At 44.5% G+C, this 21,119-nt stretch carries 15 protein-coding genes; 5 read left to right on the plus strand and 10 right to left on the minus strand.

Going from position 1 to position 21,119, the window contains the following annotated elements; genetic code table 11:
* Positions 1-65 precede the first annotated feature (65 nt).
* From ABQ275_RS09045 to ABQ275_RS09075, 7 genes are all read right to left on the minus strand, one after another.
* Positions 66-3,164: a CusA/CzcA family heavy metal efflux RND transporter gene (locus tag ABQ275_RS09045; protein ID WP_349317965.1), complete on the minus strand. Its 3,099-nt coding sequence runs from the start codon at positions 3,162-3,164 to the stop codon at positions 66-68.
* A gap of 12 nt (positions 3,165-3,176) precedes the next feature.
* Entirely contained in the window at positions 3,177-4,490 is a 1,314-nt protein-coding gene (locus ABQ275_RS09050; protein WP_349317966.1) for a carbohydrate porin, read from the minus strand.
* An 8-nt stretch (positions 4,491-4,498) separates the two neighbouring features.
* Complete coding sequence (locus tag ABQ275_RS09055; protein ID WP_349317967.1) at positions 4,499-5,590, minus strand: efflux RND transporter periplasmic adaptor subunit; 1,092 nt, start codon at positions 5,588-5,590, stop codon at positions 4,499-4,501.
* Positions 5,591-5,594: 4 nt separating this feature from the next.
* A complete protein-coding gene (locus ABQ275_RS09060) occupies positions 5,595-6,872 on the minus strand; it encodes a TolC family protein (protein ID WP_349317968.1) in 1,278 nt (425 codons plus the stop codon).
* A gap of 94 nt (positions 6,873-6,966) precedes the next feature.
* Positions 6,967-8,337, minus strand: coding sequence for a HAMP domain-containing sensor histidine kinase (locus ABQ275_RS09065; RefSeq protein ID WP_349317969.1), 1,371 nt, complete (start codon positions 8,335-8,337; stop codon positions 6,967-6,969).
* 37 nt (positions 8,338-8,374) lie between these two features.
* Positions 8,375-9,061, minus strand: coding sequence for a response regulator transcription factor (locus ABQ275_RS09070; RefSeq protein ID WP_349317970.1), 687 nt, complete (start codon positions 9,059-9,061; stop codon positions 8,375-8,377).
* 79 nt (positions 9,062-9,140) lie between these two features.
* Positions 9,141-11,096 carry an ABC-F family ATP-binding cassette domain-containing protein gene (locus ABQ275_RS09075; protein WP_349317971.1) on the minus strand — a complete coding sequence of 652 codons (1,956 nt, stop codon included), beginning with the start codon at positions 11,094-11,096 and terminating at the stop codon, positions 9,141-9,143.
* 271 nt (positions 11,097-11,367) lie between these two features.
* Between ABQ275_RS09075 and ABQ275_RS09080 the strand changes: the two genes are divergently transcribed.
* Both ABQ275_RS09080 and ABQ275_RS09085 read left to right on the plus strand, forming a co-directional pair.
* On the plus strand, positions 11,368-11,955 hold the full coding sequence (locus tag ABQ275_RS09080) for a DUF3347 domain-containing protein (protein WP_349317972.1): 588 nt from the start codon (positions 11,368-11,370) through the stop codon (positions 11,953-11,955).
* A gap of 66 nt (positions 11,956-12,021) precedes the next feature.
* A complete protein-coding gene (locus ABQ275_RS09085) occupies positions 12,022-14,388 on the plus strand; it encodes a TonB-dependent receptor domain-containing protein (protein ID WP_349317973.1) in 2,367 nt (788 codons plus the stop codon).
* A 71-nt stretch (positions 14,389-14,459) separates the two neighbouring features.
* Here the strand turns inward: ABQ275_RS09085 and ABQ275_RS09090 are convergent, their stop codons facing one another.
* Positions 14,460-14,789 (minus strand): hypothetical protein, encoded by a 330-nt coding sequence (locus ABQ275_RS09090; RefSeq protein WP_349317974.1) that lies wholly within the window; start codon positions 14,787-14,789, stop codon positions 14,460-14,462.
* A 359-nt stretch (positions 14,790-15,148) separates the two neighbouring features.
* On the opposite strand from ABQ275_RS09090, the gene thrS reads away from it, so the two are divergent.
* Both thrS and infC read left to right on the plus strand, forming a co-directional pair.
* Entirely contained in the window at positions 15,149-17,113 is a 1,965-nt protein-coding gene (thrS, locus tag ABQ275_RS09095) for a threonine--tRNA ligase (RefSeq protein ID WP_349317975.1), read from the plus strand.
* 145 nt (positions 17,114-17,258) lie between these two features.
* Positions 17,259-17,957 (plus strand): translation initiation factor IF-3, encoded by a 699-nt coding sequence (infC, locus tag ABQ275_RS09100; RefSeq protein ID WP_349317976.1) that lies wholly within the window; start codon positions 17,259-17,261, stop codon positions 17,955-17,957.
* Positions 17,958-18,057: 100 nt separating this feature from the next.
* Here the strand turns inward: infC and ABQ275_RS09105 are convergent, their stop codons facing one another.
* The gene (locus ABQ275_RS09105) at positions 18,058-18,573 is read right to left on the minus strand and encodes a hypothetical protein (RefSeq protein WP_349317977.1); all 516 of its coding nucleotides are present in this window, start codon (positions 18,571-18,573) and stop codon (positions 18,058-18,060) included.
* 158 nt (positions 18,574-18,731) lie between these two features.
* Here ABQ275_RS09105 and ABQ275_RS09110 point away from each other — a divergent pair, with 158 nt between their 5' ends.
* Positions 18,732-19,709, plus strand: a complete 978-nt coding sequence (locus ABQ275_RS09110; RefSeq protein ID WP_349317978.1) for a cation diffusion facilitator family transporter — start codon at positions 18,732-18,734, stop codon at positions 19,707-19,709.
* A gap of 123 nt (positions 19,710-19,832) precedes the next feature.
* Here ABQ275_RS09110 and ABQ275_RS09115 read toward each other — a convergent pair whose 3' ends face one another.
* Positions 19,833-21,044, minus strand: coding sequence for a serine hydrolase domain-containing protein (locus tag ABQ275_RS09115; RefSeq protein ID WP_349317979.1), 1,212 nt, complete (start codon positions 21,042-21,044; stop codon positions 19,833-19,835).
* Positions 21,045-21,119: the final 75 nt, after the last annotated feature.

Below are 21,119 nucleotides of genomic sequence, written 5' to 3' on the forward strand. Positions count from 1 at the left end.
ATTCTATCAACCTATATGCGAACTAAGCGTTAAAGCAGTCAGCCTTTTGCTGCGTGCTGAATTTTTTACATGGATGCTTTCTTATTTTTATAGGCGCCATAAAAAATGATCGGAAACACGAGTAGGGTAAGTACGGTTGCAGTAATCAAACCACCGATCACCACAATGGCCAATGGCTTCTGTGTTTCGGAACCAATGCCATGTGACAATGCTGCCGGCACCAGGCCGATGGCCGCCATGAGGGCTGTCATCACTACCGGACGGATACGGCTTTGTACACCCATCCTGATCGCTTCATTTAAATGGACCTTCGCCAGTAAGTTTTTGTGGAATACAGATATGAGTATTACCCCGTTTTGAATACAGATTCCGAACAACGCGATGAATCCAACACCTGCGGAGATACCGAAATTCATACCGGTAACATGCAATGCGAGGATGCCGCCGATCAATGCAAAAGGTACGTTCATCAACACCAGTCCTGCATCTTTCACATTACCCAGCATAATAAATAGCACCACAAAAATGGCGATGATGCTAACCGGCACTACCTGTCCCAAACGCTGTGTGGCACGTACCTGGTTCTCGAATTCGCCCGTCCAGCCTATGCTGTAGGCTTTAGGTAGTTTAATGACCTCATTGATTTTATGCTGTGCTTCTGCAATGGTAGAACCGAGGTCACGGTCACGTACAGAGAACTTCACGCCAATAAAACGCTTGTTCATATCACGGTAAATAAATGCCGGACCGGTGATTGTTTTTATTTCAGCTATTTCTTTCAGCGGCACCTTGTTGTTGTTGATAGTAGGTACCATCAGGTTAGCCAGGTCTTCTTCCGTCTTCCGGTAATTCTCATCATAACGGATACGGATATCAAATTTCTTCTCACCTTCATATAACTGCGTAGCTGTTTTACCACCAATCGCCATTTCTATGACAGCCTGTGCATCGCCGGTAGACACACCGTATTGTGCCATCTTGTTATCGTCCAGGTTAATACTCATTTCAGGCTGACCAATATTCCGGATCACGCCAAGGTCTTTGATACCCGGTACTGTCTTCAATTGTGCCACTACCTGTTGCGACAGCGCCTCCAGCTGCACCAGATCATCCCCGTAGATCTTGACGCCGTTAGCGGCTTTAAAACCGGCCACCGCTTCCGATACGTTATCACTGATAGGTTGGGAGAAGTTGAGAATAATACCAGGATATTTTTTCAGACGTTGTTCCATCTGTGAGATCAGCTCGTCTTGCGTGAGCTTGCGTTTCCATTCATCTTTAGGCGCCAGATCCACCTGGTATTGTATGAAATAAAATCCGTTAGGATCTGTACCATCATTAGAGCGGCCCACCTGCGACAAGACCCTCTTTACTTCCGGGAATGCGCCCAGGTCCTGCCGGATTTTATGCGCCATTTTGGTGCTTTCCGTGAGCGACATGCTCATGGGTAGTTCGGTGGTAACCCACAGGGAGCCTTCATTCAGCTGTGGCAGGAATTCCGTTCCCAGGAATTTTGCAGAGAGGAATGTCAGCACCATAAAGGTGAGCGACAAGGTTAGGCTCAGTCTTTTATTTCTATATGTCCAGTTGAAACCATTGGTAACAATGCGGTCAAAGAATTTCACCACAAAGTTGTTCTTCTCTTTTACATTTTTATTTAGCAGGATAGAACACAATACAGGCACCAGTGTAAGGGTAAACAACAAGGCGCCCATTAACGCAAAGCCCAGTGTCCAGGCCAGTGGGGAAAACATTTTACCCTCTACCTTCTGGAAAGAAAAGATAGGGATCAGGGAAATGATGATAATGAGTTTTGAGAAGAAGATGGCCTTTGCCAGTTCTCCACCTGTCTGTTTGATCCATCCCAGTTTAGCCATCTTATTAAACCGCTCCATCCCATACCGGTGGGCTTTGTGATCGAGCATTACAAAAATGCCTTCCACCATTACCACTGCACCATCTATGATAATACCAAAGTCGATAGCGCCCATAGACAGCAGGTTTGCACTCATACCTTTTATGCGCAAGCACATAAAGGCAAATAATAATGCCAGCGGTATAATAATGGATACGATCACGGTGGTGCGCCAGTCGGCCATAAAAATGAATACGATCACTGTTACGAAAATGATACCTTCCAGAAGGTTGTGCATCACGGTGTGTGTGCAAAAATCCATGAGGTTATCACGGTCATAGAAGGTTTCCATTTTTATGTCATCCGGCAGGATGGTTTCATTCAGTTCTTTCAGCTTTTCTTTCAGGCGCACCAGTACTTCACTGGGATTTTCTCCTTTGCGCATGACCACAATTCCTTCTACGAGGTCATCATTTTTATCCAGGCCTACTTGTCCCACGCGCGGGGCGGAAGCTTCGTGCACATTGGCCAGGTCCTTTACCAGTAGCGGTACGCCGTTGATATTCTGTATGATGATATTCTGAATATCAGGGATGCTGTTGAGCAAGCCGATACCACGTACCACATATGCCTGCCCGTTTTTTTCAATGATGTCGCCGCCTACATTCACATTACTTTTGGCAACGGCCTGGTACAATTCCAGCGGGGTAATATCATATTTAGCGAGACGTACGGGATCTGCGGAGATCTCATAAATTTTTTCCTGTCCGCCAAAGGCAACTACATCGGCTACACCGGGCACACTGCGAATCTGGCGGTCTATCACCCAATTCTGCCAGGTAAGCAGATCGCGGGAGTCGCGTTTGTTGCTCTTTAAATAATAACGGAATATTTCACCCGTAGGGCCGTAGGGAGGCTGTACTTCCGGTTCGGCCCCTTCCGGCAGTTGGATGCTGGCCAGCATATTATTGACTTGTTGCCGTGCAAAGAAATCTTCCACATCATCTTCAAACATGATCTTTACAACAGAAAGACCAAACATAGTCACAGAACGAACACTGGTTTTACGTTGTACTGCGTTCATGGCTACTTCCACGGGCAGTGTTACAAAACGTTCTACTTCCTGTGCACTGCGGCCGTTCCATTTGGTCACGATCACTATCTGTGTATTGGTAACATCGGGAAATGCTTCAATAGGTGTATGCAAAAATGAAAACACGCCTGCAACAATCAACGTAGCAACGCTGAAGAAAACAAACAGTTTATTCTTGAGCGAAAAGGCTACTATATTTCTGATGAATTTGTTCATAACTCCTGTTCTTTAGAAAGCCACTCTGGTCCTTAATCCTAGGATATTTACCGGTCCGCGGTCCTTGTTGTAGCCGGGATGCATCACAAACTGGTAGTCCGGACTTAAAGCAATATGTAGCCTGGTGATGTTATATTGATAGAAAATTTCGGAAAGCATTTCAGGGCCATAGTTGAGCTGACCGTCACCAAGCATAAAGCCGGATCCGCCGGCTTCCAGATAATGGCGGTGGTCGGGAGATAGTCCGTTTACTACCAGCGCGAGGCCTGCATTGTCCTGTGCACGGCGCCATGATGTACCAGCCTGTAACCATCCGGCGCTTACAGAACGATCTATTTCTGTATAGGCCCAGGTTTCATGATGGCCATCATTCCAGGATGCTTTTAGAAAAGCGCCACCGTCTGTGGTGAACTCCTGATCGAGGTTCACGCCAATACCGTATTTGGTATGACCATTGCGACGTACGGAAGTGATGTCAGGAGGGTGGGTGGATGTGTTTATAGCCTCCTGGTAGTCGCCCATGGGGGCCTGGTTGATGAACGTCATCACACGCATATTGCCTTCGTGTCTATTCAGGGTATACGTATGCGTTATCTCTACCACTTCTCCGTTAGACGTATGATAGTGATAATTAAGTTTGGGGCCGTTGGCTTCTGTTGGCTCCAGGGAGGTAGCTGCCTGCAGTATCCAGTTATCTTTCCGGTATTGTAATGTTAAGGCCAGGGTATACCCCCGTACATCCGCGGGATAATCCCAGGCGCCATTGCCCATGAGCGACCAGTTAAGGAACTGGGTGCGTGGGTCATGGCTATAGGCGTTTAAATCAAAGAAGTCCGCCAGACAATATTTCCCACCAATAAAGCGTAAATAATGAGTGGGCGTGGTGCCGGCTATATTATTCAGATCATCCTTATGGACTTCTGTTCGCATGGTTAACGGTAACGTATAAACGGCATAAGCACGCGCGAGGTAAATTTTTGGTTTGGGACTGCCCACCCGGAATGTTTCCCCATTGGGGAAACCCGCGATGCCGGTGGCTTTGCTGAGACCTGTGCCACCGGCGAGTTCGGGGTTTAAATATAGTTCCAGATTTTTTAACGGGCGCATTCCTACGTACAGTGTGCTGGTGATGGAGGTTGCACTTGCTTCATGTGTATGAAAGCTGTTGGGCCCTGAATACTTCGCCGGAAAGTCAGGATGCCACTGTGTTACCAGGGTTTGCTGGAAATGGAAAGAGTACGGGATAATACTATCCGTTTTCTTACCCTGTCCCAGTAATTTGGTACTGCAGAGTGTTAACAGTCCTATGGAAAATAATTGCTTCATTGCAGTAATTAGTCTTTAAGTGCGTCGTAGATCAGCAACTGGTTGGTAGAGATCACTTTCTCTTCGGGTTGCAGTCCGGATTGCAGATAAGTGATGTCGCCAGCTGTTTTAGCTACTTCTACCTCTCTTACTGCAATGTTGAACTTGTCTTTAAACACCAGCACATAGTTCTTACTGTTATCAAAAATTACAGCGGCAGAAGGCACGGCGATTTTTTCTTCTTTATCTGTATATTTTACATACACAGTAGCAAACATCTCCGGTTTCAGCAACATATTTTTATTATCGATACTAATCCTTACCTGCATGGTTTTAGTAGCAGGGTCCAGGAAGTTGTAGATCTTGTCAATCTTGCCATGGAAGGGTTCATCAGGGTAACTCACGGTTACTACATCCGCTTCATATCCTTCTTTTATTTTGGCGATATCTGTTTCAAAAACATTGGCCATTACCCATACATCATCCAGTTCGGAGATGGTGAATATATTGGTGCTGTTATCCGTACGGATTTCCATACTGTTGTTGATATTCTTTTCAATGATATAGCCGGAAATAGGTGCCGTAACGAGATAGGTAGCACCTTTACCTTTGCGGTATATTTTAAACAGGTCATTCAGCCGGGTGATTTCGGCATTTGATTTTTCCAGTTCACCATTGGCATTTACCACATCTTTTTCTGTACTCAGGCGGCTGTCGAACAGGTCCTGGGCCACTTTCAGGTTTTTTTCGGCTACGCCGCGATCGGAACGCGCCTGTGCCAGCTGCTTCTCATAGTCAGCTATTTCTGCACTGTGGATCACAGCGAGTACCTGTCCCTTTTGTACGTAATCGCCCAATTGTACTTTTATATCTTCCACATAACCACTTACCAGCGGATATACCTTTAATACTTTACCACCATTGGGGGCCACCTTACCGGAAAGCCGTACTTCGTTCAACACCGGTTGTATATGTGCGGTATCGATCCGTATATTTTTCAGCATGGTATCGCTGAGTACAAATGTGCTCTTCTCTGAATCCTCCGCCTGGCTATGTTTGCATCCACTCCATATAACTGCTGCCAGCAGCGAAAAGCCAAGAAATAAAACAGGCTGTTTCATATGCTTAAAGTTTAAATAGTTCTTGTCCCGTTGCGTAATTGAGTTCTTCGTAAGCATTTACCCTGTTGGATAAAAATTTGTTGATGTTTTTTGCGTTGTCGCTGTAGCTGTTGAAATAGTCGATAAACTGTAGCAGGGAGATATTTCCTTTGCTGAAGTTTTTGGCGACTTCTTCAATCAGCGTATCAAATTCATGCTGGAACTGATGCAGGTCAAATCCTTTGTAACGCTTTTCCAATACAACTATACGCTGATAGGCGTTTAATACTTCTGTTTGTGCAATAGATTGTTGCTGGAGGAGTTGCAGTTGGTCTGCACCTATTTGAAGCTGGGCAGCACGTATATTGCCCTGATTGCGGTTCCATACGGGTAGATCGATGCCCAGGGTCAGGCCCATGAAATTGGGGATGTAACTACCTTGTTTATCGTAAGTAGCACCTACATGCAGGTCGGGTACAGCCAGCGATTTTTGCAGGTGGTAATTCAATGTAGCGGTTTGGTATTGTACAGTTGCTATCCTTACATCCGGACGGTTTTTTGCTACACTGTCCAGCAGTTCGGGTAACCGGATCTGATCCAGTTTGTAGGAAGCCAGGTCTGAAGCCGACAATGCGGCTTCATAATAATCCTGGCTATGTAACAGCTGTTGTAGGTTTTTCTGTGAGGTAAGTTCTTCCTGTTTAAGGTCGGCATAATCGTTTTCGATGCCTACCTGCAAAGCCTGCAACCGCACCAGATCAGCATGTGCTACGCTTCCTTTCTTATCTGCGGTCACATATGCATCCACAATTTTCTGCAGATTATCCAGCTGTTCCATCAGCACTTTCTCTGTTTGCTGATGGTAGTAGATATTGTAGAAACTCTCCCGCAGTTGCAGGCGTAACGTACGTACCAACTCATCGAAGGTAGCCTCGTTCATTTTTGTTGCCGCTGCTGCCAGCTGAATTGTTTTATTCCTTTTGCCAGCCAGCTGGATCAGTTGTTCAATATTGTATTGCGTTTCACCGCCGGCGCCTACATCAAACGGTTTGATGTTATTGGTGCTGCCAAAACCCAGCACCGTACTAAAGGATGGATTACTCCACATTTTAGCCTGCCGTACAAGGGCTTTCGCCGCATCTACCTGGTAACGTTGCGCCAGCAATGAATAATTCTTAACCAGGAAGGAATCTTCCACAGCCTGCATGGAGACTTGTTTTGCAGGGGATTGGGCTTGTGAATGTTGAATAAAACCCAGGCTTCCAACGCATACTGATAAGATCAGTGTCGTCATTGTTCGCATAGTGCCAAATTTCATGACACAAAGCTCTGTAAGTCAGATTAAAGAGGGCTTTAAGAATGATTAAAAAGCACTTAAAATATCTGGTAACTTTTATTTATAAATGCGGCAGCATTACTGTGAATGTAGTACCATCCTGGGGGTTGGAGGTTACTGTTATATGGCCGTTGTGAATTTGCACAATCTTTTTGCAGATGGACAAACCAAGGCCATGGCCGCGGATCTGCTGGGCATTTTCTCCGCGGTAGAAAGGTTCAAAAACTTTAAAGATTGCTTCCTCTGGTATACTGATACCATTGTTTTTTATCTGTACCGTGATGTATTTCGTGAAGAAATCAATTGATACGTGTGCGGTATTATCTTCAGAAAATTTACAGGCATTATCTACCAGGTTGAGGAAAAGTACTTTCAACAGGCTTTCATTACCGAAGCAGGTAACGAGGATTTCGTTGTCTGGAACTTTTAGGAACTGGATGTCTACCTTACTGTTGTTCTTTTGTTTGAGGCGTATCAGGTTGGCCATATCCATCAGCAGTTCATCAATGCGTACATTACTGAATACAAACTGTTGCTGCCGGAGTTCTGATTGTGCCAACTGCAACAGGCCATTGGAGAGATCTGAGAGGTTTTCTGCATCTTCAAGTACAGACACGAGGAGGGCGTGGTACTCTTCCTTGCTGCGCTCTTTTGACAGCATTACCTGTAGCTGGCTGATAATGGCTGCCAGTGGTGTACGCAGCTCATGCGAAGCATTGCTTACAAAGCTCTTTTGCAGATTGAAAGAATCGCTGAGACGTTGCAACATGGTGTTGAAATTGGCGCCCAGCTTCGCAATTTCGTCTTTCCCTTTTACGGCTACCTTGGCATCCTGCATGTTATTGGCGTTGATGCTGTCTACCTGTTCCACGAGGCGATCAATAGGTTGCACCATCTTACGCGCAAAGAAATAGCCAACGCCGATGAGGATCAATACAGCTGTGATCAGCTCCAGCAGCAGGATTTGTTGCAAGCTACGGAGGTTCTGAAAGCCGTATTTATCAAAGGAAGAAACAATGACAATCACAGAGATATCTTCTTCTGTATAATAAACGCCTACTACTTCGCTGCTACCTTTATCATAGCTATACAGTTTATTTTCTTTGATGTAGTCCAGTAAACTGCGGTGGGTGCGGATGGTGGTATCTTTCAGGTTACTATACAATAGGTCATAGTCGGGATTGTATACGAGGATACTTTCCTTGTAAAGATCCTGGAAGGTAGTTCTGTCCAGCTTCCGGAGCAGGTCTACTTTTACGTGTCCATCTTCTATAATCACACTGGCTATTGACCGGGCGCGATATTCCAGTCTTTCGAGGTATTCGGCTTTACGTGATTTGGCAGAGAAATAATAGGCAAGTACGGCGAAGGCGATCAGCATGAGAGCTGCTGACACCGTGTAATATAACGCTATTTTGTACTTGATCTTCACCTGAATAAAGAATAGATTTTAAGGGTGGGTTTACAGGTCACTCTTCTGAAAGATAATATCCCATCCCTGTTTTGGTATGCAATAATTTCTGTTCAAAATCTTTATCAATCTTTTTACGGAGGAAGTTCATGTATACCTCAATTACGTTGGTCCCGGTGTCAAAGTCAATGTCCCATACCTTTTCAGCGATAGTGAGTTTGGAGATCACTTTGCCTTTGTGCAGTGCCAGGAATTCGAGTAGGTGGTATTCTTTTGCAGTAAGAGCTATTTTTTTACCACCCCTGGTTACTTCTTTTCGCTCTCTGTCGATTTCCAGGTCTGCAATAACAATTTTGTACTGGGTACTATGTGGGGAGTCGGCACCGGCGCGTTTCAGGAATACGCGGATCCTTGCCAGCAGTTCGCGGAAGTCGAAAGGCTTTACGAGGTAATCATCTGCGCCCAGTTCGAAAGCCTGCATTTTATCTTCCACACCACCCAGGGCGGTAAGCATGATAACCGGCACCCGGATATTTTTGCGGCGGATAATCTCGCATAGCTCGTACCCATTGCTGTGGGGGAGGTTCAGGTCAAGAATAACGAGGTCGTAACTGTTGCTGGCTGCAAGACTTTTTCCCATGCGCCCATCATAGGCAACTTCCACATCAAAGCCATTTTCTTCCAATCCTTTTTTAACGGCGTTGGCTACTTTTACTTCATCTTCAACAACCAGTATTTTCTGCATAAAGGAACAAAGTTTAAGCTGAAACTACGAATCAGACCGATAGCAGTCTGATTCATAGTTTTTATGGAAGAACCCTAAATTAGCTAATAAGATTCGCTTCCAGCTGCATTATTTTCTCAAACAACTGCTCGTATTGTTGATTCGCCCTTTCGAGATATTTCATTACGTCCTGGTATTCGTTCTCTACCTGCGCAAATTTTGTTTTGTTGTTGTAGATATCGGGTGTACCTAAACTGGCTTCCAGGTTGGCTTTACGTTCTTTCAAACTGGCTACCTGGCCTTCTACCTGTGAAAACTGTTTTTGCTGTTTCTGCAACTCGCGTTGTACATCTTTATTGATAGCACCTTTGGGAGTATCTATAGTAGTGTTTTGCTGACGGGTATCTTTTTCCTTTTTATTTTCGTTGCTGGATTTCGTTACCTGTGGCGCATTGGCAGCCATTCTCTTTTTCCACTCTTCGTATTCGTTGTAGGTGCCTTTAAATTCTTTGATTTGCCCATCAACGATCTCCCATATTTTGTTGGCTGTCTGGCTCACAAAATAACGGTCGTGCGATACAAGAACGAGACTACCGTCATATTTGTTCAGTGAGTCGATCAACATCTGTACAGAGTTCATGTCCAGGTGATTCGTAGGCTCATCGAGCATGAGGAAGTTGGCCTGGCTGATAATGGTTTTGGCCAGTGCCACGCGGGCTTTCTCACCACCGGAGAGTATCTTGATCTTTTTGAATACATCATCGCCGGAGAAGAGGAAGCAGCCAAGGAGTTGACGTAATTCCAGTTCTGTGCGGCCACTGCCGAAGTTTTTCAGCTCATCGAGGATCTCGCTGTTCATGTCCAGTGATTCCAGCTGGTGTTGCGCGTAGAAGCTGGTCACCACGTTATGGCCAGGTACACGTTCACCTTCCATAGGCTCCATACCAAAGATGATGCGGAGCAGGGTGGATTTACCTTTACCGTTGGCACCTATCAACGCGATCTTATCGCCACGGTTGATTTCTGCGCTGGTATTTTCCAGGATAGAAATGTTGCCGTAGCTTTTACTGATATTGTTGAGCGTACATAAAATCTTACCCGGTGTTTTATCAACGGTGAAGTTGATCTTTATTTTAGACGGACCACCATCTGTTTGTTCCACACGATCCAGCTTATCGAGTCTTTTGGCGATACTCTGCGCCTGTGCGGCTTTGGAGGCTTTCGCTTTAAAGCGTTCGATGAAGCGTTCCTGCTGACGAATGTAATCCTGCTGGTTTTCGTAGGCACGTTGCTGCATTTCACGACGCAGTTCTTTTTCCACTTCATAGTCGGCATAAGAGCCGGTATAGTGATGTAGTTGCTGCTGATATACTTCAACGATCTGGTTTACCATACGGTCCAGGAAGTAACGGTCATGCGAAACAATGATTACTGCGCCGTTGTAGCCTACGAGGTATTTCTCCAGCCATTCAATGGAGGGAAGATCCAGGTGGTTCGTCGGTTCATCGAGCATGAGTACATCCGGTTGCTGAAGTATCAGCCTGGCCAGTAGTACACGCATGCGCCATCCACCGGAAAATTGGCTGTAGGGGCGTTCCAGGTCGGAGGTGGTGAAGCCAAGTCCTTCCAGTACCTGTGCGGTTTTGTGCTTCATGTTATAGCCGTCCAATGCTTCAAATTCATGAAGCTTGTCGCTGAATTCATGTAGCAGTTCATCGGTCTGGCTATGTTCCAGTTCTTTGGTGATCCGGTCAATATCTTTTTCCAGCTCCAGTGCTTTACCAAAGGCCATCATCCCCACTGTAAGGATGGAATCTTCTGTTTCAAAGCTGAGGAGGTCCTGGTTAAAGAAACCTATAGTCAGACTTTTACTCTTATTTATGCTCCCTTTTGAAATAGAATATTCACCATTGATAATGCGCAGCAGGGTAGACTTACCGGTTCCATTCAGGCCGATAAGGCCTACGCGGTCACCTGGCTCAATATGCCAGGAAGAATTCTCCAGGATAACCCTGGAGCCAAACTCAAACGTGATGTCCTGTAATGCGATCAACATAATAAATAAAAAAAAGTTGGATAAAAACGTGCAAAGGTAACCAGGATTTGTGTGATTTTGTTAATTCAATTGTTTTGCGAGATGTTAAATTTGTAATTATTTGATATTTATATAGTTAGATATAATGATTATTATTGTAATGAATATATAAAGAAGATGATAACGAATATTTTATTCATGCAGCCGATGATTCTCTCCCGGCATTTATTACTTAGTTTTGCGGGGCGATCTTCGCTTACCTGAATCAATTTAATCTGGTTAATCACTGTTTATGAATTTTAAAATATGCGTACCCATAGGAACCATTTTGCTGGCTACTGTTTTGTTTGCCTGTCAGCAGCCTGCTCCCAAAGAAGAAGCGGAGGCAGGAGTTTCCACAACAGGATTACAAGCACCTTATAGCCAGGTGTTTTATGATTCGTTGCAACTAACCCTGCAATCTTATTATAAGCTGTCGGGCGCCCTGGTAAAGGCGGACAGCATTGCGGCGACTAGCGCAGCGTTGACATTAAAACAACATATTGATAGTTTGCCTGTTCATCTTTTGCAGATGGATAGTACACACCTGGGCATTGTTGCGGGTACTGCCGGTAGTATCAGTGCAGAGCTAACCGGCTTAACCGGTGAGCCGGGCCTGGAGGGAAAGCGGGCTTCTTTTCAAATGGTATCCGATATGCTTTTTGACCTGGTGAGAAATACCGGGCTGAAAGGACAAACCATTTATCACCAATACTGCCCCATGGCATTTAATGACAAAGGTGCCTACTGGCTGAGTGATAAGCCGGATATTGAGAATCCCTATTTTGGCAATAAGATGCTACATTGTGGCGAAACGAAAGACTCGTTAACTTATAAATAACTAATTGCTGAATCGTGCATGGTAAGTCGTAAATTACTAGTGACAATTTATTATCGATTCAGTTGTATGCAGATCCGTCGCTTATCATCTTCACTGATTGTCCTGGTATTGCTATGTCTTTGCGGCATAGCGCAGGGACAACGTTATACACTCAGTGGCTACGTAAAGGACAGCAGCAGCGGCGAGTCCTTGCCAGGCGCTAATGTACAGATCCTGGGTACAACTACGGGCACACAGACAAACAATTACGGCTTTTATTCCATTACACTTCCCGCCGGGGATTATACCTTCATTTATTCTTTTCTGGGCTACGAAGGGAAAGCCCTTACACTTCCGCTGAAAGGAAATGTTTCCTACAACATGGACCTGCTGCCCCATCTGTACCAGGCCAAAGAAGTGGTGATCACCGGCAAGCGGAAAGATGAAAATGTTAAAAGCACGGATATGGGGCGGATAGAAATGACGTCCCTACAGGTGAAAAAGCTGCCGTCGCTGATGGGAGAAGTGGATGTGCTCAAGGCACTACAGCTCATGCCAGGAGTACAGGCTGCCGGGGAAGGGAATGCGGGCTTCTATGTACGTGGCGGCGGTCCCGACCAGAACCTGATCCTGCTGGATGAAGCCCCTGTATACAACACCGGGCACCTTTTCGGTTTCTTTTCTGTATTTAATGCTGATGCTATTAAAAACACGACATTGATAAAAGGTGGAATGCCGGCCAATTACGGCGGACGGCTTTCTTCTGTGGTGGATATTTCCATGAAAGAAGGGAATAACAAAACTTTCCAGGGAGAAGGGGGACTGGGCCTTATTTCTTCCCGTTTATCACTGCAAGGACCGCTGAAGAAAGATAAAGCATCGTTTATCATTTCAGGAAGAAGAACCTATATAGATCTGCTTACCAAACCATTTATCAACGGCACTTCGTATAGTGGTTCAGGTTATTACTTCTACGACCTGAACATGAAAATGAATTACACCTTTTCAGATAAGGACCGGATTTTTTTGAGCGGATACCTGGGGCAGGATGTTTTTACCTTCAGCAGCCAGGACAAACGTTTTAATGTGAAGATACCCTGGGGCAATACCACCGCCACTTTACGATGGAACCACGTGTTCAGTACAAAATTATTTGCCAATACTTCTCTCATTTATAATGATTATAAATTTCAGTTTAATGCTTTGCAGAATAATTTTACGATCCGGCTTTCTTCCGGTATCAGCGATGCAAATGCCAAACTGGATTTCGACTATTATGCCAGTCCCAAACATCATATCAAGTTTGGCGGCAACTATATCTACCACGCGTTTACGCCATCAACAGTAAGTGGTGGGCAGGATACCACCAAATTTTCTCCGGATAATGCCTTTAAAAAATATGCACATGAAGTAGGGCTGTATCTGATGGACGACTGGGAGATTTCACCCAGCTTCCAGTTGAATGCCGGTATCCGCTACAGTGGCTTTATGCAGATAGGACCATACACGCGTTATACCCTGGATGAAAATGGTCATAAAACGGATAGCACCGTATACGGGCGCTGGAAGCGGGTTGTCGGCTATGGAGGCTTTGAGCCGAGGGTTATTCTGCGGTACGCCTGGAATGATAAAAACTCACTGAAAGCATCCGTAACCCGTAACTATCAGTTTGTTCACCTGGTTACAAATGCCGGTACCTCATTACCTACCGATGTATGGGTACCCAGTACTTACCTGGTAAAACCGCAGCTCTCCTGGCAATACTCCTTTGGTTACTTCCGCAATTTCAAGGATAACGCCTATGAGGCATCTGCTGAAGTCTATTACAAGGATATGCAAAACCAGATCGAATACCGGGAAGGTTACACACCGTCACTGGATGACCTGGAAAAAGATTTTGTATTCGGTAAAGGACAGGCTTATGGGCTTGAATTATTTATCAATAAAAAGAGGGGGAAGTTTACGGGCTGGATCGGTTATACACTGGCCTGGACCTGGCGGCAGTTTCCATTGCTAAACAGCGGGAAGCAATATCCGGCTAAGTATGACCGGCGGCATGACCTCGTAGTGGTGAGTACTTTTGATGCGAATAAACACTGGAGTTTTTCAGGTGTCTTTATTTTCGGAACGGGGAATGCGACTACGTTTCCGGAAAATTTCTATTTCATAGAAGGCACGCTGATACAGGGTTATGGCAATATTAATTCGTATCGTATGGCTTCTTATAACCGGTTGGATCTATCGGCTATTTACACCCCAACGCCAAAGAGACCAAACAGGCGTTTTAAAAGCAGCTGGGCGTTTTCGATCTATAATGTATACAGCAGGAAGAATCCTTATTTCATTTATTTTGATCAACAGGGGAGTCCATTGGATGGCTCGTTGAATGTAAGAGCAAGACAGGTGTCACTTTTTCCAATTATACCGTCAGTGACGTATAATTTCAAATTCTGAGTAAAAATGGGAAGTACCGGAAAAATCATGGCGAACTGATAATCATGTAATCGTGACGAACTGATAACGGGCTATTTTTGTATCATGAACCTCACAATAGCCAGTACAGTGCCTACAATGGCGATGAACTGAAACAGACCAACCGCAAAAATCATAGTCCTGAGCTCAGACCTGGTTTCATGAATATCATTTTTGAGCTCTGTTTTGAGATCATGAATGTCTTGCTTGAGTTCTGCTTTGACTTCATAAAGCTCAAGTTTAGTAGCCAGTTCACGCTGCTTTTCCATGTGATAATTGCAGAGCGACTGGTCAAAACACAAGACAAGCTCTTTGGCTTTGTCATCCGACAAGTGCAGGTCCTTCCTGAAAATGTCGTAGATCTTTAAATTTGATGAGAACATAATGAATATATTTTAGTTACAAAATTGAAATTAATGTATTTTACTAATTCGCAAAAAAAATATTTTGTATAAATATTTTCATGTCGCGATAGTGTCCCATAGAATAAGGGTATGCTTGCTTTACTAGCTGTCGGGAGAGGCTATATCGGGCATAAGATGTTGTAACTTATTAATATTATAATTGTGATCTCCGGTAATTTTAAAACTGAGCCGCCGTCGCTGTATAAATACTTATTTTTAAAATCTTTAGTTCACTGACGTACTTATCAAAAAGCTAACAAACTATTTCTTAACTTCGCAAACATTTTATAAAGGAATTATAGCCCATATGAAAAAGTATGGCGCTAACAGCAAAACGTATGATAAATATCACTTTTCCGGATGGCGCAGTTCGTCAGTATGAACCAGGAGTAACTGCATTGGACATTGCCAAATCCATCAGCGAAGGATTGGCACGTAAAGTATTGGCAGCAAAAGTTAATGGGCAGGTAGTAGATGCTACACGCCCGATTATAACGGATAGTACCCTGCAACTGCTTACGTGGGTAGATACAGATGGCAAAGCAACGATGTGGCACTCTTCCGCGCATTTGATGGCAGAGGCCCTGGAAGCATTGTATCCGGGTGTTAAACTGGGTATTGGCCCTTCTATTGAGAACGGATTCTATTACGATATAGATTTAGGCGGACGTACTATTGCGGAAGAAGACCTGAAAAAGGTGGAAGCCAAAATGGTGGAACTGTCTAAACAAAACAATACTTACAATCGTACGGAAGTGAGCAAGGCAGATGCTTTGCAGTATTTCACGGAAAAGGGAGATGAGTACAAACTGGAGCTGATCAATGATCTGCAGGACGGTACCATTACCTTCTACAACCAGGGTGGTTTCACGGATCTTTGCCGCGGACCACATATTCCGCACACCGGTTTTATCAAAGCCATCAAGCTGACAAACATTGCCGGCGCATATTGGCGCGGTAACGAAAAAAATAAGATGCTTACCCGCATCTACGGTATTACTTTCCCGAACCAGAAGGAACTGGATGAATACCTGACACTGATAGAAGAAGCTAAAAAACGCGATCACCGTAAGCTGGGAAAGGAACTGGAACTGTTTGCCTTCTCTGAAAAAGTAGGACTTGGATTGCCCATGTGGCTTCCTAAAGGTGCTATGCTGCGCGAAAGATTGCAACGTTTTTTACAGGAAGCTCAGATGGCCAGTGGTTATCTGCCGGTAATAACACCACATATCGGGAATAAAAACCTGTATGTGACTTCCGGTCACTATGAGAAATATGGTAAAGATAGTTTTCAGCCTATTCATACACCGGAAGAAGGTGAGGAGTTTATGCTGAAACCGATGAACTGTCCGCATCACTGCGAACTGTATAAAGTATCGCCCAAGTCGTACAAAGACCTCCCGGTACGTTTCGCGGAATTTGGTACAGTGTATCGTTATGAGCAGCATGGTGAATTGCATGGTCTTACCCGTGTACGTGGATTTACCCAGGATGATGCACATTTGTTTTGTCGGCCGGATCAGGTGAAAGAAGAGTTTCAGAAGGTAATAGACCTGGTGATGTATGTATTCCATAGCCTGAGCTTTAATGATTTCACCGCACAGATTTCCCTGCGTGATAAAGAAGACCGTTCCAAGTATATCGGTACTGATGAGAACTGGGAACTGGCAGAGCGGGCTATCATTGAATCCGCAGCAGAGAAAGGTTTGAGTACCGTGATAGAATATGGCGAAGCAGCTTTCTATGGTCCTAAGCTCGACTTTATGGTGAAGGATGCATTAGGCCGTAAATGGCAGCTGGGAACTATCCAGGTGGATTACAATCTGCCGGAGCGTTTTGAGCTGGAATATATTGGCGCCGATAATATGAAGCATCGTCCGGTTATGATCCACCGTGCACCCTTCGGTTCACTGGAAAGATTTATAGCCGTGCTGATAGAGCATTGCGCCGGTAAGTTCCCGCTTTGGCTGGCACCTACGCAGGTGAAAATTCTGCCAATAAGTGACAAGAGCCAGGAATATGCAGAAAAAGTGGCAGAATTGCTGAAAAAAGCTGAAATTCGCGCAGAGATCGATGACAGGAGTGAGAAAATAGGCAAGAAGATCCGTGACACCGAGCTGGCAAAAGTTCCGTACATGCTGGTACTGGGTGAAAAGGAGGCCGCCGATAATCTCGTGGCTGTACGTCGTCAGGCCAAAGGTGACCTGGGTACTATGTCATTGGAACAGTTTACCACAATGGTAAATGAAGAAGTGACCAACCGGAAGCCAATTGAAGAAATCAACTTAAATGTGGAAAAGTAGTATATAAAACAATGAACATTACTTAATTCAGGTATGTTAATTGCTTAAGATTTTCCACTTACATTTGTATAAATTGTTTTTGGTCCATGAGAGGAATGTGGACCATGGACTATGGACAATTAATCAATAAATTTTATTTTTTTTAATGCAACAAAGACCCAGACCAAATTTTGGCGGTAATAATCGGGGCAGAAACCCGAATTTCCGCAGGGAACAACAACAAGAACATCGCACCAACAGGATGATACGCGTTCCTGAGGTTAGACTTGTAGGTGAAAACATTGAGGTAGGTGTCTACAAAACTGAGGATGCGCTGCGCATGGCTGAAGAACAAGGTTTAGACCTCGTTGAAATTTCTCCAAATGCAGTACCACCCGTTTGCCGTATCATCGACTACAACAAATTCCTCTACGAAAAGAAGAAGAAGGAAAAGGAAATGAAGGCAAAGGCGCATAAAAGCGAGGTGAAAGAAATCCGCTTTACGCCGAATACCGACGATCATGACTTCGACTTCAAAGCCAAACATGCTGAAAACTTCCTGAAAGACGGTAACAAGGTGAAAACCTATGTACAGTTTAAAGGTCGTGCTATCATGTTCAAGGAGCGTGGTGAATTAATCCTGTTGAAGTTTGCAGAAAGGTTAGCAGAAGTAGGTGGTCTGGAAAGTATGCCTACCATGGAAGGTAAGCGTATGATCGCCATCTTTGCGCCTAAAGCTGCGAAAAAGAAAGAGAAAGAACCTAAAGAACCAAGAGAACCTAAGGAACCCCGGGAACCAAAAGAACCCAGGGAACCAAGAGAACCGCGTGTTGCTGCTGAAAGCAAACCGGAAGATCAGGCCTGATTGGTTGCTATATCTCATTAAAAATGCAGCACAGACAAGTGTTATAACTTGTCGTGCTGCATTTTCTATTTGATTATCCCGGCGATGGGTCCGCAGCTATCTATTTGATAGCTGTCAGTACTTTCTTTGCTCTTGACCTGATTCCCGCTGAGGGCGTATGTTCCAGCAGATCTGTTATCAACAGTCTGATCTCATTTTTTATCTCAGGATATTCTTTGGCCAGGTTAGCCAGTATGGTCATGGAAAAAGCCTTTACCGCTATCATTTCCTGCGGATCTTCCAGGAAGCTGAAACAGGTGTTCATTACCGGGCCATGCAGGTCCGGCGGGATGCTTATATGCTGTAGGATCCTTAGTACATTCCGTTTTACGGCAGTGGGCAGATCCGGTACCTCTATCCTGGCTACCATGGCAGATAAGTGCGGTGTCATCAGTGCCGGATGACTGGCAGCTACAAAACTGATGATCCAGGCGCTTCGTTGTACTACCCGGTATTCGTCCTGTAAGAATAGTTTTATCAACTGGTCAAACCGATCCTTGCGATTGCCTATCCAGGCGGCAATACGAAGGGATTGTGCGCGGCTGTGTTCTGCCAGTATTTCACTTCTTATATCCATACAGCGGGCAATTTAAGGGAAGGTTTGCAAACCGGGCTATGGCCGTTCATTTTCGTTTATTTATTAACGTTAGTGTGATGCTATGGGTATGGCAAAAGTAGCCGCTTCAAACAATAATCCTTTACCTTTGTGCTTTACCATTCATTCAATCTTTACTATTGCTGAAAAAAGAATTACGCGTCATCCTGTTGTCGCTCATTGTTAGTTTTATACTAACCATAGTCAAGTTTGTGGCCTACTACATGACCCATTCAGTAGCTATCCTGTCTGATGCTATGGAATCCATTATCAATGTAGTGGCCGGTGGTTTTGCTTGCTACAGCATCTACCTGGCTGGCAGACCCAAAGACGCCAACCACCCTTACGGACATGGGAAGGTAGAATTTTTCTCTATTGGATTTGAAGGTGCTATGATCTTTTTTGCAGGCATGCTGATCATGTTTAAAGCGGTACAGTATTTTATCAGTCCGCGTGAACTGCTTGGTATGGAAAAAGGTTTGTGGTTGCTGGGCGCTACTACTATCGCCAATCTACTGCTGGGATCATATCTGCTGCGCTCGGGTAAACAGCTGGGCTCCATTACTATCAGCGGTAACGGGCAGCATATCATGACGGATGTATACAGTAGCCTGGGACTGATGATAGCGTTGGGCGTGATCCACTTCACGGGCTGGAACTGGCTCGATCCGGCTGTTTCTGTGCTGATGGGTATCCTGATTCTGACAAAAGGCTACCAGTTGATGCGCCGTTCTATTTCCGGTTTGATGGACGAAACCGACATGAAAATAGTGGATAAGGTGATCACTATTTTATCTGCCCATCGTTGTCCTAACTGGATAGATATACATAATATGCGGGTACAGCAGTATGGAAATAATTATCATATCGATTGCCATATCACCCTGCCATATTACCTGTTGTTAAATGAAGCGCACGATGAAATGAAAAGGGTGGAGGTGCTTGTAAATAAAGGGTTTGAGGGAAGTGAAGTAGAATTTTTTATTCATATGGATCCCTGCATTCCTTCCTGTTGCCACTATTGTTTAAAAGAGGAATGCCAGGTGCGCAGTCACCCTTTTACGGGAGAGATCACCTGGACAAGAGACAACGTATTACCAAACAGAAAACATGGATAAAAATTTACGAATTTATTGATTTACGTATTTAGGTATTTAAAAATGCAGCGGAGATTTTCGCATATATCTTCGCTGCATTTTTAAATACCTAAATACGTAAATCAATAAATCCCAAAATATTCATTATTCTTCCCCTGCTTCTTCACCATCACCATGTCCGAGTATTTCACGCACGGGTTTCACGGCCTGGTAAATGCCACGGTTATATTTGTTTCCTAAAATAATGAGGGTGGTAGAATCCTGTATAAAGCGATAGAACACGGTATTATTGCCATGCCACCATCCGTTGTGGTAAATGATATTTTTAGTGCTGTCCGAATACACCATGAGGCGCCATCCCAGGCCATAGTTGCGGATACCGGGCTTTTCGTGGCTGTAAGGCGTGAAAGCAGCTTTCAGTGTTTCTTCATTCAGCAGCTGACCGGAATACAGGGCCTGGTCCCATTTGAGCATATCACGTGCGGAGCTGTAAATGCCTTTGTCGCCCATTACACCATCAAAATAGGTATCGGGTTCGGCCTGGCCATTGTACTTGTGGCTCTGTGTCTGGTGCGGCCTGACGGTAGATGCCGGGTCATACACAAACGTATTCACCATTTGCAACGGCTTGAAAAATGTTTGCTGCATGAAGTCAGCATACTTTTGTCCGCTTACCTTTTCTATGATCGATGCCAGTAATAAATAATTGGTATTGCAATATTGAAAGTGCGTGTCGGGGAGGTGCTGGATGGGTGGCTTATGTGCTACCATCAACTTAATAACTTCATCGTTGGTGATAAAGTTTGACTGGTCTTTCCATAAGCTGTCGCAAAAATACAGGTAGTTGGGTAAGCCGCTACGGTGGCTCAGCAACATGCGTACATTAATTCCTTTATAGGGAAATTCAGGAAAGAATTTTTGTATGGAATCTTCCAGACTGAGTTGTTCTTTTTGCACTAACCACATCACAGCGGAGCCTGTAAAGGTTTTGGAGATAGATGCCAATTGAAAAGAGGAGCTGTCTATTAATGGTGTTTTGGTCTTCGAATTTTCATAGCCATGATATTGCTCGAAGATGATCACGCCTTTTTTTGCTACCAGTATAGCGCCATTGAAGCCACTACGTATTAATTTGCTATTATAGAATGCATCCAGCTCACGTTGCAGTTGTTGGGTGCGCGGTGATTTTAACAGGGCGTTTTTTTGTGCATCTGATAACCCGAGCGTATATAAGGTACTATCTGATGTGACCTTTTTTTTGCTGGCTTCCTTGCGTGCAGCATTACTCTGACAGCTGGAGATAATGGCAATTCCTGTTATAGTTAAGATGATACTTACTGCTTTCAATCGCTTCATTAGAGGTGTTTCACTACTGACTTAATGCTTGTTTTCTTTCAAAAGATACAAATCGCTCAATTTATAATCAATGCG

The organism is Chitinophaga sp. MM2321 (assembly GCF_964033635.1).
GTDB lineage: Bacteria > Bacteroidota > Bacteroidia > Chitinophagales > Chitinophagaceae > Chitinophaga.